We start from the raw sequence: 16,489 nt of genomic DNA on the forward strand, positions 1-16,489 counted from the left end.
TGGGTGGTGGTGAGCTGGCCGGATGCCGCGGCTCAGCCGAGGACCGGGAGCGCGACGAGCGCCGCCCGGCCGGCGAGCACGCCGCCGATGATCGGGCCGACGATCGGGACCCAGGAGTAGCCCCAGTCGCTGCGGCCCTTGCCGGCGATCGGGAGGATGGCGTGCGCGATGCGCGGACCCAGGTCGCGGGCCGGGTTGATCGCGTATCCGGTCGGGCCGCCGAGGGAGGCGCCGATACCGATGACCAGCAGGGCCACGGGCAGTGCGCCGAGCGCCGCGAGGCCGGACGCGTCGCCGTTGCGGCCGAAGCCGATGACGACGAAGACCAGCACGAAGGTGCCGATGATCTCGGTCACGAGGTTCCACCCGTACGAGCGGATGGCGGGACCGGTCGAGAAGACCGCGAGCTTCGTCGCGCTCTCCGGCTCGGCGTCGAAGTGCTGCTTGTATCCGAGCCAGACGATGATGGCACCGAGGATCGCGCCGATCAGCTGCGCGCCGATGAACGTCAGGACGCTGACGATCGTGACGGGCACGGTGGTTCCGAACGCCGGGTTGCCGAACTCGGTCGCGCCGTTGGCGACGAGCCCGAGGGTGACGGCGGGGTTGATGTGCGCGCCCGATGCGTAGGCGACGATGACGCCGGCGAAGACCGCGAGGCCCCAGCCGATGTTCACCATGAGGAACCCGCCGTTGAAGCCCTTGTTCTTCGCCAGGGCGACGTTCGCCACGACGCCGCAGCCGAGCAGCACGAGCATGGCGGTTCCGACGAGTTCCGAGAGGAACAGCACTCCGAGATTGTCCACGTTGACCTTTCTGGGTAGGGCCGGGCGGCCCGGGGGCGGGTCGCCCGGGTGGGCCGCAACGGAGCGGCCCGGATGAAACGTACCCGCGGAATCCGCCGATCATCGGCGGATCCGCGTGCACATCCGTGCAGATTTCAGCGGGCGGCGAGCTCCCCCAGTCGGACGCCGTGACGCTCGACGAGCACGGTCCGCGCGTCGCGGACCTCGGCGGCGCGGGTCGCGGCATCCCAGCCGAGGACACCGCCGACGACGTCGGCGAGCTCGTCGAGCAGCGGCCCGGTCACTGCGCCCGTGAACGCCAGGCTCGTGCGGCGGAGCACCACGTCGATGAGGTGCACGACGCGCTCGTTCGCGGCGAGCCAGGCGATCTCCTCGCGTGAGTACCCGGGCGCGTCCGCGAGCGGCGTCTCGGCGGCATCCTCGATCGCCTCGATGATCCGCTCCGCGCGGGTGCCGTAGCGCTCCAGCAGTTGCTCGGCCCGCTCCCGCCCCACGCCGTCGCCGTGTCCGACGATCCACACCAGCCGCGCGGCATCCGTCGTCGGGTACCCGGCGCCGCCGCCGATCGGCAGGCCCTTCGTCGACCGGACGCGATCACGGCCGACGAGTTCGAGCACGTCGTCCGCGAGGTGCTCGGCGAGCGCGCGGAACGTGGTCCACTTGCCGCCGACGAGGCTCAGCAGGACCGTGCCCGGGCGCTCGGGGACATCCGCCCGTTCGATGCGGTAGTCGCGGCTGACGAAGCCGGGCTGGGTGTCGTCGTGGCGCGGCAGCGGCCGCACCCCGGAGAACCGGAACACGATCTGCGAGCGGTCGACCCGGATGCCTGGGAAAACGTGCGCGACGAGGTCGAAGAAGTAGTCGACCTCCTCCTCGGTGCACACGGCCGGCGTCCGCATGTCGTGCTCGAGGTCGGTCGTGCCCACCATGACCCGGCCCTTCAGCGGGTAGATGAGCACGATGCGGCCGTCCTCGTGCTCGAAGAAGATCTCGCGGCCGCCGGTGGCGGCGAGGAGCTCGTCGTTCTCGAGCACGATGTGCGAACCCTTGGTTCCGCCCATGAAGCGCGTGTCGCGGCCGAGCTGCGCGTTGGTGAGGTCGGTCCAGGGGCCGGACGTGTTGACGACGACGTCAGCGGCGATGTCGAACTCCTCGCCCGTGAGCCCGTCCCGCACGCGGACGCCGCCGGCGCCGAGCCCGACCGCCTCGAGCGCGTTCGCAGCCCGTGCGTGCGGGCCGGCGGCGAGCCCGTCGTGCAGCACGTCGAGGGCCAGGCGCTCAGGATCGTGCATGCTCGCGTCGTAGTAGGTGGCGGTGTACTTCAGGCCCGGATTCAGCGCGGGCAGTTCGCCGAGCGACTTCTTCGCACCGAGGAAGCGGTGCCGCGGCACCGAACCGCCGTCACGGGAGAACGCGTCGTAGATCGTGAGGCCGGCCTTGATGAGCGCGGCGCCGCGTTCCGTGGGCGCGCCCTGCTTATGGGTGAGGAAGCGCAGCGGCGCCGAGAGGATCCCGGAGAAGGTCGAGAAGATCGGGACGGTCGTGCGGAGCGGCTTGACGTAGTGCGGGGCGATGCGGAGCAGGCCGTTGCGCTCCTGGACGGATTCCTGCACGAGACGGAACTCGCCGTTCTCGAGGTAGCGGATGCCGCCGTGGATCATGTGGCTCGACGCCGAGGATGCGCCCGACACGAAGTCGTCGCGCTCGACGAGCACGACGTCGACGCCCTGGAGGGCGAGGTCGCGGAACGTGGCGATGCCGTTGATGCCGCCGCCGATGATCACGACCTCGGCGGTGGGTCGGGCGCGCAGCGCGGAGATCTCCGCACGAGTGCCGGGAGCGGGCGTGGGGCGGTTCGTCGTCGGCGACGTGGTGGGCGACATCGCTGTCCTTTCGAGCTGGTCACGCCGGGTTGCGTGGAGTCCCCGGCTGTGGATGAATACATCGTGGCAGCGATGAACATGTTTGCAAGCCACATGAACAAACGTGCAAGAGGAGACGAGATGGTCGTGACGGATGCCGCAGGCCCGACGACGGGGCACGAACTGCCGACCGGGAAGACGCGGGACGCGCTGCGCGCGGCCCACCTGTACTACCTGCAGGACCTCACGATGGACGCCATCGCGAAGGAGCTGCACACCTCGCGATCCTCGGTCTCGCGCCTGCTGAGCCACGCCCGCGCGACCGGGCTCGTGGAGATCTCGATCCACTCGCCGCTCGACCTGCCGAGCCGTCTCGAGCAGGAGATCCTCGAGCGGCACGAGGTCTCGGCGCACGTCGTGCCCGTGCCCGATCACGCGAGCGACGTCGATCGGCTCGAGCGCGTCGCCCTCTCGGCTGCACGGATTCTCAGCCGGTTCATCGACTCGAACCAGACGATCGGCGTCGCGTGGGGCTCCACCATGAGCGCGATGAGCCGCCACCTCGCCCCGAAGGCGACCCACAACTCCGAGATCGTGCAGCTGAACGGCGCCGGCAACCTCCGGACGACCGGCATCCTGTACGCCTCGGAACTGCTGCGCCGCTTCGGCGACGCGTTCGGCGCGCGCGTCCAGCAGTTCCCGGTACCGGCGTTCTTCGACGACCCCGACACGAAGGAGGCCTTCTGGCGCGAACGCAGCACGCGTCGACTGCTCGACCTGCAGGCGTCGATGGACGTGGCGATCTTCGGCATCGGCTCGCCCTTCGCCGAGGTGCCGAGCCACGTCTACCAGGGGGGCTACCTCGAGCGCGCCGACTACGAGGCCCTCTCGCGCGACGGCGTCGTCGGCGACGTGGCCACGGTCTTCTACCGAGCGGATGGCTCCACCGACGGCATCGCGCTGAACTCCCGCGCGACGGGGCCCGACTTCGGTACGCTCCGCCGCGCCCCGAGGCGGATCTGCGTGGTCTCGGGCCGAGCGAAGCTGCCCGGACTCACGGGGGCGCTCGCGGCGGGGCTCATCACCGACCTCATCGTCGACGAGGGCACGGCGCGTCGACTGGTCGAGGGGGTCGCCGGGATGGAATCGTGATCCCGCGCTCGCACTCGTCGCGGTAGGTTTGCCCTCGTGCCCGCCGGCGCGGGCGGGCGAGGAGACCTGATGCACGACCCCGACCAGACGACGACGCCCGGACCGGCCGTGCTCGCCGAGTCGCCGGTCGAGTTCGTCAGGGTCCCGACCCCGCCGATGGCGCCCCGTACGCCCCGCCGAGTCGGCGGGCTCGCCGGAGCGATCATCATCGCGGCCGTCGTCGCCGGGTGGGCGGTCGGTCACCAGCTCATCGCGAGCGCCGTCCACGCCGAGGCGTGGCCCGCCTGGGTCGCCGCCGACGCCGCGTTCGACGAGGCCGCGACCGACTACCGCGAGACCGCCGAGCGCGCGGAGAGCGCGATCGACCGCGGCGACGCCCTGGTCGGCATCGCCGTCGGCGACCTCGTCGCCGAGGAGGATCGCGCGAGTCTCCAGGCGAGCATCGACGAGGCCCGGGAGGTCATCGCCGACCGGCCTGCGAGCCCGGGAATCGCCGCGCTGGGCGACCCGGCGTCGTTCGCACCGGCCTGGGAGCGCTACGCCGACCTCGTGAGCATGCTCGAACTCGTTCCCTCGCGAGAGGCGGCCGCCGCTCGATATGCCGACGCGCGCGACCTCGTCGCCGAGGGCAGCCTCGCGATCGCCGACGCCACCGAGGCGCTCATCGCCGGAACCGAGGCGCGCGCCGCGAGCGCCGTCGAGGAGAACCCCTCGGCGACCGTCGCCTCGCGCGTCGCCGTCGAGGAGGCGATCGCCGCACTCCGTCATTCGCCGACGATCTCGTCGGGCGACTCGAGCCGCTACGCCGACCTCACCGCCGCGGTCGACGAGATGCGCGCCTCGCACGCCGCCGAGGTGGCACGGCTGGCCGAGTTCCCGATCCGGAGCGAGATCGAGGCGTTCGCGAGGTCGATCGCGTTCGGCGTGCCGTTCGACGTCGAATGGGCGGAGGAGGTCGGCGGCTACTCCAGCGACGGGTACTACTCCGGCACGGCGGAGTTCTTCCAGGACGTGGACGGCGACGGATGGGGGCTCATCTCGCTGACCCACAGCATCGAGGACGCGTGGTCGTTCGACGAGAACGCCGAGGCCGTCGTCGTCCACGAGGTCGGCCACCTGCAGGTCCTTCGCGAGGCGTGCGCGACGATCTTCGACGGGCCCGAGTTCTCGGGCGACCACGAGGTCTGGGCCACCGCCTGGGCCATCGGCATGGGCTACGACCTGCCCGGTGCCGGCATCGAGGCGTACGGCCGGCCGAGCGACGCGCAGATCCAGGCCTCGACCGCCTGTCGCTGACGCCCCGGCGCACCGCGGCCGGTGCACGGGACGCGGGGAATATCCGCCGCACTCGGGCGTTGACCTACAATCGAACACGTAACGTGCTCCGGGGTCGGTGCAAGTCCGAACCGGCGGTGAAAGTCCGCGAGCCGCGAGTGCGTGACCAGCCGGTCGCGCGCGAACGGTTGATCCGGTGGAATTCCGGTACCGACGGTGAAAGTCCGGATGGGAGGCAGCACGTGTCGGCGACGCCATGCGCGTGGTCGACCGGTCCGGCGATGCCCGGGCGCCCCGGAGCCTGGAAGGCAGGCGACAGGCGATGACCACGGCCACGCACGCGGCGACGGATGCCGCGATCATGCGTCGTGCGCTGGAGCTCGCGGAACGCGGCCCGGCGAAGGGCGTGAACCCGCGGGTCGGCTGCGTCATCCTCTCGCCCGACGGCGACGTGCTGGCCGAGGGGTGGCATCGCGGGGCGGGCACGGCCCACGCCGAGGTCGATGCGCTGTCGAAGCTCGCCCCCGGGGTCGCGCGTGGCGCGACCGCCGTCGTCACGCTGGAGCCGTGCAACCACGTCGGCCGCACCGGGCCGTGCGCGCAGGCGCTCGTCGACGCCGGCGTCGCACGTGTCGTCTACGCCGTCGACGACCCGGGCCGGCATTCCGCCGGCGGGGCGCGCACGCTCGAACAGGCCGGCGTCGAGGTCTCGGGCGGCGTGCTCGTCGACGAGGTCGAGGCGTTCCTCGAGGACTGGCTCTTCGCGACCCGTGAACGGCGCCCGCGCGTGACGCTGAAATGGGCGTCGAGCCTCGACGGCCGGGTCGCCGCCGCCGACGGCACGAGCCGCTGGATCACGGGCCCTGAGGCGCGGGCCGACGTGCACCGTCGCCGGGCGAGCGCCGACGCGATCGCGGTGGGCACGGGCACGCTGCTCACCGACGACCCCGCCCTGACGGCGCGCGACGACGACGGTGCCCTGCTCGACGACCAGCCGGTCCCCGTCGTCTTCGGCCGGCGCACCATCCCCGCCGATGCGGCCGTGCTGCGGCATCCGATCGAGCCGATCACGCTGGCGGGCGCCGACCTCGCCGACGACCTCGAGCAGCTGCAGCGACGCGGCATCCGCTCGCTCTTCGTCGAGGGCGGGCCGACGCTCGCGAGCGCCTTCCTCGCAGCGGGACTGGCCGACGAGCTCCTCGTCTACCTCGCGCCCGCCGTCATCGGCGGACCGCGCACCGCGATCGGCGCCGTCGGCGTCGGCACGATCGCCGAGGCGCTGCGTTTCGACTTCACCGATCTCGTGCGGCTCGGCGACGACCTCCTCGTCGTCGCCCGGCCGGGCACGGAGCATCCCGACACCACCCGAGAGAGGGTCTGACATGTTCACCGGAATCATCGAGGAGCTCGGCGAGGTCACGCGCGTCGAGCCGGCGGCCGACGTCATGCGCGTGACCGTCCGCGGCCCGAGGGTCGTGGAGGGCGTCCGGCACGGCGACTCGATCGCGGTCTCGGGCGTGTGCCTCACCGTCGTCGACGCCGATGCCGAGACCTTCACGGCCGACGTCATGGCGCAGACGCTCGCGATGTCGACGCTCGACACCGTCGAGGCCGGCCGCCGCGTCAACCTCGAGCGCGCGGCGCTCGTCGGCGACCGGCTCGGCGGCCACATCGTGCAGGGCCACATCGACGGCACGGCCGAGGTGCTCCAGGTCACGCCCGGCGAGGCGTGGCGCGTCGTCCGGTTCTCGCTGCCGACGTCGCTCGCCTCGCTCGTGGTCGACAAGGGATCGATCGCCGTCGACGGCGTCTCGCTCACGGTCAGCGGCGTGCGCGACGATCCCGACGGGTCGTGGTTCGAGGTCTCGCTCATCCCCGAGACCCTCGCGGCGACGACGCTCGGTGCGCTCGAGCCCGGCGACCGGGTGAACCTGGAGACCGACGTGCTCGCACGCCACGTGCAGCGGATGCTGCGCCTCGACGCCCACCGCGCCCTGCCGTCCTCGCTCGCCGAACCGGGCGGTTCCGGGTGGTCGGTGCGCGCCGACGACCCGGCCTCCTCCTCGATCGGAGGCGACCGATGAGCCTCGCCACGATCCCCGAGGTGCTCGACGCACTCCGCGCCGGCAAGCCGGTCATCGTCGCCGACGACGAGGCGCGCGAGAACGAGGGCGACGCCATCATGGCCGCCGAGTTCGCGACCCGCGAGTGGATCGCGTGGATGGTGCGCAACACGAGCGGCTACCTCTGCGCGCCCATGCCGAACTCGTTCGCCGACCGGCTCGGCCTGCCGCTCATGGTCGAGCGCAACGAGGATGTTCGCGGCACCGCGTACACCGTCTCCGTCGACGCCGCCGACCGCACCTCGACCGGCATCTCGGCCTCCGACCGCGCGCACACCCTGCGCGTGCTCGCCGATCCCGACTCGACCCCCGACACGCTGATCCGGCCGGGTCACATCCTGCCGCTCCGCGCGGTCGACGGTGGCGTGCGCGAACGCGCGGGTCACACCGAGGCCGCCGTCGACCTCATGCGCCTCGCGGGGCTCTCGCCCGTCGGCGTGATCGGCGAGCTCGTCGCCGACGACGGCGAGATGATGCGCCTGCCCGGACTCATCGAGCTCGGCGAACGGGAGGGCCTGCCGGTGACGACGGTCGCGGCCCTCGTCGACTGGCTCCGCGACCGCCACAGCGGACAGGACCTCGCTGCGGGCGAGACGCCCGCCGCGATCGACGAGTCGCCCCGGGTGCAGTTCGAGGTCGAGACGAACCTCCCGACCATGCACGGCACGTTCCGCGTCCGCGCCTACCGTGACCGCAACACCGGGGCCGACCATCTCGCGATCATCGCGGGCGACCCGTCGGCCGATCCTGCGGGCGCGATCGCGCGCGTGCACTCGGAGTGCCTGACGGGCGAGGCGATCGGCTCGTTGAAGTGCGAGTGCGGGCCGCAGCTCGACGCGGCGCTCTCCACGATCGCGGACCGCGGCGGCGTCGTCATCTACCTCCGAGGCCACGAGGGTCGCGGCATCGGACTCATCAACAAGCTCCGGGCGTACCGGCTCCAGGAGGGCGGCCTCGACACCCTCGACGCCAACGTCGCGCTCGGTCTCCCCATCGACGCGCGCGACTACACCGCCGCGAGCGCGATCCTCGCCGACCTCGGCATCGAGCGCGTGCGCCTGCTCACCAACAACCCCGAGAAGGTGCACCAGCTCGAGGCGCACGGCATCCGGATCGCCGACCGCCTCCCCCTCGTGGTGGGCGTCGGTGCGGTGAACGCCGGCTACCTCGAGACCAAGCGCACCCGCATGGGACACGCCATCGACGACCGGCAGCTGACCGAGGCTGCGGCGGAGGAACTGCTGAAGGGACACGCATCATGAGCGGAGCCGGATCACCTGAACTCGACGTCGACGGCGAGGGCCTGAACGTCGTGATCGTCGCCGGGAGCTGGCACGACGAGATCTCCGACGGCCTCATCGCGGGCGCGACGCGCGCGCTCGAGGCGGCGGGTGCGTCGTTCGAGCTGGTCCGCGTGCCGGGCAGCTTCGAGCTGCCCGTCGTGTCGAAGGCCGCCCTGGAGGCCGGCGCCGACGCGGTCGTGGCGCTCGGCGTCATCATCCGCGGCGGCACGCCGCACTTCGAGTACGTCTCGTCGGCCGCGACCGACGGGCTGACGCGGGTCGCGCTCGACACCGGCAAGCCCGTCGGCTTCGGCGTGCTCACCCTCGACGACGAGCAGCAGGGCCTCGACCGGGCCGGTCTCCCCGGCTCGAAGGAGGACAAGGGCCGCGAGGCGGCCGAGGCTGCGATCGCGACGGCGAACACGCTGCGCGCCATCCGCGGCTGAGCGCCCCGCGGCCTCACGCCGCGGCGCGGGTCCGCTGCCGTCGACGGCGGCCGAGCCATCCGGTCGCCCGACCCCACGCCCACCAGGCGGCGAGGCCGACGGCGAACGAGGCGACGATCGCGAGCGGCGGCGACCACTCCTCGATGGGCGGATAGACCTGCCAGTGGGTCAGGTAGACGAACATCGAGGCGGATGCCGCGGTGCCGACGGCTCCGGCGAGTGCAGCGGGGACGGGCAGGCTCGTCACCCAGATGAGCAGGCCCAGCCCGCCGATCACGATGCCCTCGCGCACCGGGTCGCCGAAGAAGCCCGGCACCGTCGCGAGCGCGACGGCGCTCGTCGCCGCCCTGCGCGTCAGCGTCGTCGAGCGCGCGACGAGCCAGCCGAGGGCGATGAGCCACGCGATGGCGGGCAGTGCGTAGCGCATCGGCGACGGGGGCGTGATTCCGCCCGAGACCACGTAGCGCACGACGAGCGCGATCGCCAGCACGGCGAGGGCGGACGCATACGGGTACCGCCGCTCGAGTCGCGTGACGCCCGGGACGGCGAACAGCACGGCGAGCCCGACGATCGACCAGATGAGCGCCTCGAGGAACCAGAACTGCCACTGCTCGCTCCATGCGGTCGCGCCGGGGACCATCCAGTTCGACAGCAGCACCGTCGCGGGGTCGTAGGTGCGCGCGACGAGCGCGACGCCGCCGATCCACAGCACCGCGGGCACGGCGATGAGCGCCGCACTGCGGAGGAGTCCGCGCACGCGCCTGCGGCGTTCGTGACGCTCCTCGGCGGCGCTCACGGCCGGGCCCGAGAACCGGAACCGGGCGAGGTTGAACCCGGCGACCGCGAGGAGCAGGTGCGCACCGCCCTTGAGCTGCACGACGTCGGCGTGCGTGGCGACGATGAGCACGATCGCGACGGCGCGCAGCACCACGGACGTCTCGAGCCGGGCGATCCGTCGACGCGGAAGCGCCCCGACGGTGTCGGCGGCGCGCCGCGCGCGGGTGCGGGTCCGTCCGCCCTGCGGCGAGGCGTCGTGGGCCTCGTCGCTCGGCTCGCCGGGTGGGGTGCGCGACGCCGCCGGGGCGAGTGAGCGGATGCTGCGGCTCGGCCAATCTGCGGGCAGCGCGCCGATCCGCTCCTCGAGTCGGAGCGCGACCTCGACGTAGTTGAGCGAGTCGCCGTCGAGCGAGGCGAAGCTGTCGTCCACGGTCGCGTCGGGTCGGCCGAGGAGTTCGGCGTAGAGGTCTCGGAGGTCCTCGGCGGAGGGGATGAGGACCGGCGAGTCGCCGGCGGCGGCGTCCGCATCCCACCTGCGAGTGGCATCCGTCGCCCGCAGCAGCTCCGCGTGCGCGCGGAGCGCGGCGTGGTCGGGCTTGCCGTTCGCGGTGCGCGGGAACTCGGCGATCGCACGCACGTCGAACGCGTGGGCGGGCAGGCCCGTGTGCCGCCCGATGGCGGCGCGCGCGGCATCAGCGAGCCGGTCGTTCAGGACGAATGCGATGAGCCGCTCGCCCTGCGCGACCGTGCGCGCCTCGAGGCCGTCGTCGGCGAGCAGCCGCTCGATGCGGTCGAGGTCGAGGCGCAGCCCGAAGCTCTTCACGAAGCGGCTCAGGCGTCCGGTGATCTCGATCAGCCCGTCCTCGCGGCGGCGGGCGAGGTCGCCCGTGCGCAGCTCGGCGAGTTCGGGTCCGCGTTCGAGGTCGGCCGACGTCTCGGCGTAGCCCATCATCACGTTCGGGCCCGAGTAGACGAGCTCGCCCTCCCCTGGTGCGCCGCCGCCGACGCGTTCGTCGATGCGGAACGAGCCGCCGGGGATCGGCACGCCGATCGCGCCGGCGGCCGTCTCGGCGAGCGCGGGCGGCAGGTACGCCATGCGCGCCGTCGCCTCGGTCTGGCCGTACATGACGACGACGTCGAAGCCGCGCTCGCGCCCGAGTCGCGCGAGCGCGCGGACCCGCTCCGGCGCGAGGCGGCCGCCCGCCTGCGTCACGTACCGAAGGTCGGGCAGGTCGCGCGCGGCGAAGTCGGTCGTCTCGAGCAGTTCGAACGTGTACGGGACACCCGCGAAGGAGGTCGCGCCGACTGCGGCGAACTCGCTCCAGAACTCCGGCTCGACGATCGACCGGTCGGTGAGCGACACGCTGGCACCCGATCGGAGGTGGCTGTTCACGACCGAGAGGCCGTAGCAGTACCCGAGCGGCAGCGTCGTCGCGGCACGATCGTCCGGTGCGAGCCCGAGGTACTCCGAGATGCTTGCCGCGTTCGAGCGCACGTTCGTCCGCGAGAGCCGGACGAGCTTGGGCGAGCCGGTCGAGCCGGAGGTGCTCGCGAGCAGCGTGAGCTCGGGGTGGAAGTCGTGCGGCGCTCCGCCGGAGACGTCCGTCAGCTCGAACCCGGTCGAGTCGCTGCGGACCACCACGTCGGGCGCGTACCGGCCGACGAGCGGCTCGAGCGCCGCGCCGTCGATGCCGGGCGGCAGGAGCAGCACCGGGTGGCCGCCCGCGAGCGCGGCCAGGTAGGTGACGACGGCCTCGACGGTGTTGCCGCCCGACAGGAAGACGAGCCGCCGGCCTGCGCCGAGTGCCGCCCGGCGGTCGTCGATCCGGTCGTGCAGCTCGGCGTAGTCGATGCGGGTCGTGGGCGTCACGAGCGCCGGGGCGCCGGGGTCGCCGCGGAGCAGGTCGAGCGCGGGCTCGGTCCTGGTCAGCAGCGTGGGCATGGCACCTGTCCGGTTCGGGAGGGCTGAACCGCCGGATCGGCGGAAAGGTAAGGCTTACCTTACGCGACGCGTGCGGAGCCCCGAAATCGGTGACGAGACGTGACGCGCGAGCGCGCGGCATCCGGCACCGACCGGCGCCTCGCACCGGCGCCACCGCTCGTCGCACGAGCGCCACCGCTCGTCGCATCCGGTTCGTCCCGTCGGAGACCGCCCGCGTAGGTTATGCAGGTTGCCACAAGCAGCGGATCCACCCGACCCGCGCGGTGCGGCGCCCGATCGACGCGCCCCGCGAGGGCCTCGCACTCCATCGGAAGTTCCCGCACCGCAATGACCGCAACCCAGTCCCCCGCCGACGCCTCGGCCACCGCCCCCGCCACGCCCGTGAACTCGCGCGGCCGGGTCATCCTCGCCAGCCTGGTCGGCACGACGATCGAGTTCTACGACTTCTACGCGTACGCGACGGCCGCCGTCCTCGTCTTCCCGATCCTCTTCTTCCCGACCGGCAACCAGACCACGGCCCTCCTCGCCTCGTTCGGCGTCTTCGGCGCAGCGATGATCGCGCGCCCGATCGGCGCGATCGTCTTCGGCCACTTCGGCGACACGCACGGCCGCAAGGCGACGCTCGTCGCGTCGCTGCTCGTCATGGGCATCGCGACGTTCCTCATCGGACTGCTGCCCACGTACGGGCAGATCGGCTGGTTCGCCGCGCTCCTGCTGCTCGTCCTGCGACTCGCGCAGGGCTTCGCGCTCGGTGGCGAGTGGTCGGGCGCCGCGCTCGTCGCGACCGAGAACGCCCCGGCCGGCAAGCGCGCCTGGTACGGCACGTTCCCGCAGCTCGGCGCCCCGCTCGGCTTCATCATCGCCAACGGACTGTTTCTCGCCATCAACCTCGCCGCGCCGTCGCGCGAATGGTTCTTCGAGTGGGGATGGCGCGTGCCGTTCCTCTTCTCGGCCGTCATGGTCGTCGTCGGCCTCTGGGTGCGCCTCCGGCTCGTCGAGTCGAGCGCGTTCACGAAGGCGAGCGAGACGGGTGCGATCCGCAAGCTGCCGCTCGGCACGGTGTTCCGCCACAACTGGCGCGAGCTCGTCCTCGGCACGTTCTTCATGCTCGCGACCTACGTGCTGTTCTACCTGATGACGAACTTCACGCTCTCGTACGGCACGAAGGCCGCCGACCTCGAGACCGCGAGCGCCGCCGCGCAGGCCGCGGCCGAGGCATCCGGGACCGACTTCGACGCGAGCGCCTTCGCCGCGCAGTTCTACCCCGGCCTCGGATTCGGCTACGCGGACTTCGTGACGATGCAGATCATCGGCGTCGTGTTCTTCGGCGTCTTCACGCTGTTGTCCGGTCCCATCGCCGACGCGATCGGCCGCCGGCGCCTGCTCATCTGGGTCACCTCGGCGATCATCGTGTTCGGCCTGACGTTCAACCTGTTCCTGCTGCCGCAGCTCGACCCGAAGTTCACCGGTGCGCTCACGCAGGCGTTCCTCGTGTTCGGGTTCATGCTCATGGGCGCGACCTTCGGCCCGATGGGCGCCCTGCTGCCCGAGCTCTTCCCGACGAACGTCCGCTACACGGGCTCGGCGATCGCGTACAACGTCGCGTCGATCCTCGGCGCCGCCGTCGCACCGCTCATCGCCGTCGCACTCTGGGCCGCGGCCGGCGGCGAACCGTGGCCGGTCGGCATCTACCTCTCCGCCATGGGGGTGCTGACCCTCGTCGCGCTGCTCGTCTCGAAGGAGACCAAGGACGTCGACTACGAGGCCGCCGGGGTTCCGGCCGACGGCCGCCTCGCCGAGGGCGAGGCCGAGGCCGCGTCGCTCTAGCAGCGCCCGTCGCGCACCACCGACGGGGCGGATGCCGCGGGCTCGAGCGGCACGCGGCATCCGCCCTGTTGCAGGCTCGTGACGGCCGGCTCGACTCCCTTCTCGGCGCGGGGCGCGCGGCGTAGCATTCGGCTCGACAGGGTCGCCGGGTCCCAACGCCGGCACCACCGGCACCCGGCTCCCTGGGACGGCGAGGTGCGGGATGAACATGACGATGGACATGATGAAGGGCGCCATGTCGGCGTCGGACATGCCCATGCAGGACATGGACATGTCGATGATGCAGGAGTGCATCGAGGCCCTCTCCGCGTGCATGCAGGCGTGCGTCATGTGCGCCGATGCCGACGCGGGCGAGGGCATGGGGCGGTGCGCGGCGATGTGCGCGAACTGCGCCGACGTCTGCGACACGATGATGCGCATGATGCTCCGCACCACCGGCTACGACCTGCAGGTCATGATGTCGATGATGGAGGCCTGCGTCACGATGTGCCGCGCCTGCTCGGCCGAGTGCATGATGCACGCCGAGATGAGCGAGCACTGCCGCATGTGCGCCATGGCCTGCGACCAGTCCGCCATGGCCATGGAGAAGATGATGGGCGCGATGAAGGAGATGATGCCGGCGAGCTGACGGCGCGTCTCAGACCGCGGCGACGCTGAACCGCTCGTCGCCGCGAGCGAGCACGCCGTACACCGGGTGCAACGCGACCGGGTCGCCGACCGCGATCTCGCCGCGCAGCGCCCCGTGGTGCCAGACGCGGTGCACGCCGCCGTCGAGGTCGAGCAGCTCGACGAAGCCGTCGGCGCCCGACGCGGTCACGACCGCGTCGAGCCATCGGCTCGCGACGATCCGCGAGAGCCGGTCCTGGATGGCGTTCAGGCCGTGACCCGGCCGGTCGCTGGAGCACGCCTCGCCCTCGACGCAGCCGCGCATGCCCATCGCGAGGCCCGTGCGGGACTCGGCGGCGGCGTGCGGCTCGTACGGCGACATGGCGGGCTCCTCGATGGGCGGGATCGGTCGGTTCGGTGGAGGCGACGATACGCCGGGGCGTGGCGGATGTCGCCGCCCGTCGTCACACGCGGACACACGTGGCATCGAGCGCCCGCCGGGCCGGCCGGCGACGCACCGGCGCGACGCCGCGACCGCCGCATACGATGAGGCGCATGCAGCCCGACCGCTCCCCCGCCCTGCGCGTGGCCGATCGCGTGCGCGACGCCGTCGCCGCCGGGCGGCCCGTCCTCGCACTCGAGTCGACGATCCTCACGCACGGGCTGCCGCGGCCTCGGAACCTCGAGGTCGGGCTCGCGACCGAGGCGCTCGTGCGTGATGCCGGAGTCGAGCCCGCGACGATCGGCGTGGTCGACGGCGCGGCGGTGGTCGGGCTCGACGAGGCCGAGATCGAGCGACTCTGCACGGCGGAGGGCGTGGTCAAGGCCAGCACCCGCGACCTTCCCGTCGCCCGCGCCGCGGGCCTCGACGCGGGCACGACGGTCGCGGCGACGGCGTGGCTCGCGCACCGCGCCGGCATCCGCGTGTTCTCGACGGGTGGCCTCGGCGGCGTGCATCGCGGGGCGAGCGACACGTTCGACGAGTCGACCGACCTGCCCGCGCTCGCCGCGACGCCCATCGTCGTCGTGAGCGCGGGGGTGAAGTCGATCCTCGACGTGGGTGCGACGCTCGAACGCCTCGAGACGCTCGGGATCACCGTGCTGGGGTTCCGGACCGACCGTTTCCCCGGCTTCTACGTCGCCGACTCGGGCTTCCCGGTGCCGGCGCGCGTCGAGTCCGCATCGGAGGCCGCCGCGGTCGCGCGCGGACGCGACGAGCTCGGCCTGGCCTCGTCGGTCCTCGTCGCGAACCCCGTCGCCGAGGCCGACCAGCTCGACCCCGAGGTCCACACTCGCGTGCTCGCCGAGGCGCTGAGGGCGGCGGAGGCCGCGGGCGTGAGCGGCCGCGACACGACCCCGTTCCTGCTCGACTTCGTCCAGCGCGCGACCGGTGGCCGGAGCCTCGAGGCGAACCTCGCCGTCTACCGAGGCAACGCCCGCCTCGGTGCGGAGATCGCACGTGAGCTCGCCGGCTGAGTCGTCACGCCCGGATGACGCGGGAGGCGCGTCACCGCCGGGCGTCCTCGTGGTCGCCGGCGACCTGCTCGAGGACGTCGTCGTCTGGGCGACCGAGCCGATCCGCGCCGCGACGGACTCGGCGGCGCGGGTGTTCCGCTCGCGCGGCGGCAGCGCCGCGAACGTGGCCGCGCACGCGGCCGCGCGCATCACGACTCGCTTCATCGGACGGGTCGGCGACGACGGCGCGGGTCGCACGCTGGTCTCGGCCCTCGAGGCGAGCGGCGTCGACGTGCGCGTACAGCAGGCGGGGCGGACCGGCGCGGTCGTCCTCATCGTGGCGCCGGACGGCGAGCGCACGATGTTCCCCGATCGCGCCGCGGCCGCCGAGCTCGCGGCCGTCGACCCCGCATGGCTCGACGGCATCGCGTGGCTGCACGTGCCGAGCTACGGATTCGAGCACGAGCCGATGCGGAGCGAGGTTCGTCGCCTGGTCGCGCTCGCGCGCGAGCGCGGCGCACGGGTCTCGATCGACGCGTCGTCGACCGGGCTGCTCGAGACGCTCGGCGTCGAGCGCGTGCGCCGGTGGCTCGCCGAGGTGCGGCCCGACGTGCTGTTCGCGAACGAGACGGAGGCCCTGCTGCTCCGCATCGCCGACGGTGCGACCGCGGCCTCCGTCGCCGACCGCGTCGTCGTCAAGCACGGACCTCGGCCGACCGAGGTGTTCGGCGACGGCGCGCGTCTGGCACGCGTTCCGGTCGCCCCGGTCGCCGACGTGCGCGACCTGACCGGGGCGGGCGACGCGTTCGCAGCCGGGTACCTGGCCGCCGCGATGGGCGGAGCGGATGCCACGGCGTGCTGCCTCGCCGGGCACGCCGCCGCGGCATCCGTCATCGCCTCACCCGGCGGCGACGCCGTCAACCCTGGTTGACGCC

General features: G+C 72.7%; 15 protein-coding genes and 1 riboswitch. Of the genes, 10 read left to right on the forward strand and 5 right to left on the reverse strand.

Annotation, left to right across the window (positions count from 1 at the left end; genetic code table 11):
* Nucleotides 1-32: 32 nt before the first annotated feature.
* Together ACIQH8_RS02010 and ACIQH8_RS02015 are read right to left on the reverse strand one after the other, a co-directional pair.
* Nucleotides 33-806, reverse strand: coding sequence for an MIP/aquaporin family protein (locus ACIQH8_RS02010; protein ID WP_400994138.1), 774 nt, complete (start codon nt 804-806; stop codon nt 33-35).
* 134 nt (nt 807-940) lie between these two features.
* Nucleotides 941-2,689, reverse strand: a complete 1,749-nt coding sequence (locus ACIQH8_RS02015) for a glycerol-3-phosphate dehydrogenase/oxidase (RefSeq protein WP_400994141.1) — start codon at nt 2,687-2,689, stop codon at nt 941-943.
* A gap of 120 nt (nt 2,690-2,809) precedes the next feature.
* On the opposite strand from ACIQH8_RS02015, the gene ACIQH8_RS02020 reads away from it, so the two are divergent.
* From ACIQH8_RS02020 to ribH, 6 genes are all read left to right on the forward strand, one after another.
* Nucleotides 2,810-3,820, forward strand: coding sequence for a sugar-binding transcriptional regulator (locus ACIQH8_RS02020; RefSeq protein ID WP_400995676.1), 1,011 nt, complete (start codon nt 2,810-2,812; stop codon nt 3,818-3,820).
* A 69-nt stretch (nt 3,821-3,889) separates the two neighbouring features.
* Nucleotides 3,890-5,116, forward strand: coding sequence for a hypothetical protein (locus ACIQH8_RS02025; protein WP_400994144.1), 1,227 nt, complete (start codon nt 3,890-3,892; stop codon nt 5,114-5,116).
* 79 nt (nt 5,117-5,195) lie between these two features.
* Nucleotides 5,196-5,341, forward strand: a riboswitch (FMN riboswitch).
* A gap of 76 nt (nt 5,342-5,417) precedes the next feature.
* The gene (gene ribD / locus ACIQH8_RS02030) at nt 5,418-6,476 is read left to right on the forward strand and encodes a bifunctional diaminohydroxyphosphoribosylaminopyrimidine deaminase/5-amino-6-(5-phosphoribosylamino)uracil reductase RibD (RefSeq protein WP_400994146.1); all 1,059 of its coding nucleotides are present in this window, start codon (nt 5,418-5,420) and stop codon (nt 6,474-6,476) included.
* 1 nt (nt 6,477) lies between these two features.
* Nucleotides 6,478-7,179: a riboflavin synthase gene (locus tag ACIQH8_RS02035; RefSeq protein ID WP_400994149.1), complete on the forward strand. Its 702-nt coding sequence runs from the start codon at nt 6,478-6,480 to the stop codon at nt 7,177-7,179.
* Nucleotides 7,176-8,480 (forward strand): GTP cyclohydrolase II, encoded by a 1,305-nt coding sequence (gene ribA, locus ACIQH8_RS02040; protein ID WP_400994152.1) that lies wholly within the window; start codon nt 7,176-7,178, stop codon nt 8,478-8,480. Before ACIQH8_RS02035 ends, ribA begins: the two co-directional genes overlap by 4 nt.
* The gene (gene ribH / locus ACIQH8_RS02045; RefSeq protein WP_400994154.1) at nt 8,477-8,947 is read left to right on the forward strand and encodes a 6,7-dimethyl-8-ribityllumazine synthase; all 471 of its coding nucleotides are present in this window, start codon (nt 8,477-8,479) and stop codon (nt 8,945-8,947) included. Before ribA ends, ribH begins: the two co-directional genes overlap by 4 nt.
* Before the next feature lie 13 nt (nt 8,948-8,960).
* Here the strand turns inward: ribH and ACIQH8_RS02050 are convergent, their stop codons facing one another.
* Nucleotides 8,961-11,666 carry an AMP-binding protein gene (locus ACIQH8_RS02050; RefSeq protein ID WP_400994156.1) on the reverse strand — a complete coding sequence of 902 codons (2,706 nt, stop codon included), beginning with the start codon at nt 11,664-11,666 and terminating at the stop codon, nt 8,961-8,963.
* Between the two features lie 327 nt (nt 11,667-11,993).
* Here ACIQH8_RS02050 and ACIQH8_RS02055 point away from each other — a divergent pair, with 327 nt between their 5' ends.
* Nucleotides 11,994-13,493, forward strand: coding sequence for an MFS transporter (locus tag ACIQH8_RS02055; protein WP_400994159.1), 1,500 nt, complete (start codon nt 11,994-11,996; stop codon nt 13,491-13,493).
* Here ACIQH8_RS02055 and ACIQH8_RS02060 read toward each other — a convergent pair.
* Entirely contained in the window at nt 13,490-13,621 is a 132-nt protein-coding gene (locus tag ACIQH8_RS02060; RefSeq protein ID WP_400994161.1) for a hypothetical protein, read from the reverse strand. The two genes, ACIQH8_RS02055 and ACIQH8_RS02060, sit on opposite strands and share 4 nt — an antisense overlap.
* Before the next feature lie 74 nt (nt 13,622-13,695).
* Between ACIQH8_RS02060 and ACIQH8_RS02065 the strand changes: the two genes are divergently transcribed.
* A complete protein-coding gene (locus ACIQH8_RS02065) occupies nt 13,696-14,121 on the forward strand; it encodes a hypothetical protein (protein WP_400994163.1) in 426 nt (141 codons plus the stop codon).
* A 9-nt stretch (nt 14,122-14,130) separates the two neighbouring features.
* Here the strand turns inward: ACIQH8_RS02065 and ACIQH8_RS02070 are convergent, their stop codons facing one another.
* Nucleotides 14,131-14,481: a hypothetical protein gene (locus ACIQH8_RS02070; RefSeq protein WP_400994166.1), complete on the reverse strand. Its 351-nt coding sequence runs from the start codon at nt 14,479-14,481 to the stop codon at nt 14,131-14,133.
* Nucleotides 14,482-14,654: 173 nt separating this feature from the next.
* On the opposite strand from ACIQH8_RS02070, the gene ACIQH8_RS02075 reads away from it, so the two are divergent.
* Entirely contained in the window at nt 14,655-15,575 is a 921-nt protein-coding gene (locus tag ACIQH8_RS02075) for a pseudouridine-5'-phosphate glycosidase (RefSeq protein WP_400994168.1), read from the forward strand.
* Nucleotides 15,559-16,485 carry a carbohydrate kinase family protein gene (locus ACIQH8_RS02080; RefSeq protein ID WP_400994171.1) on the forward strand — a complete coding sequence of 309 codons (927 nt, stop codon included), beginning with the start codon at nt 15,559-15,561 and terminating at the stop codon, nt 16,483-16,485. Before ACIQH8_RS02075 ends, ACIQH8_RS02080 begins: the two co-directional genes overlap by 17 nt.
* Nucleotides 16,486-16,489: the final 4 nt, after the last annotated feature.

The organism is Agromyces sp. GXQ0307 (genome assembly GCF_044769845.1).
GTDB lineage: Bacteria > Actinomycetota > Actinomycetes > Actinomycetales > Microbacteriaceae > Agromyces.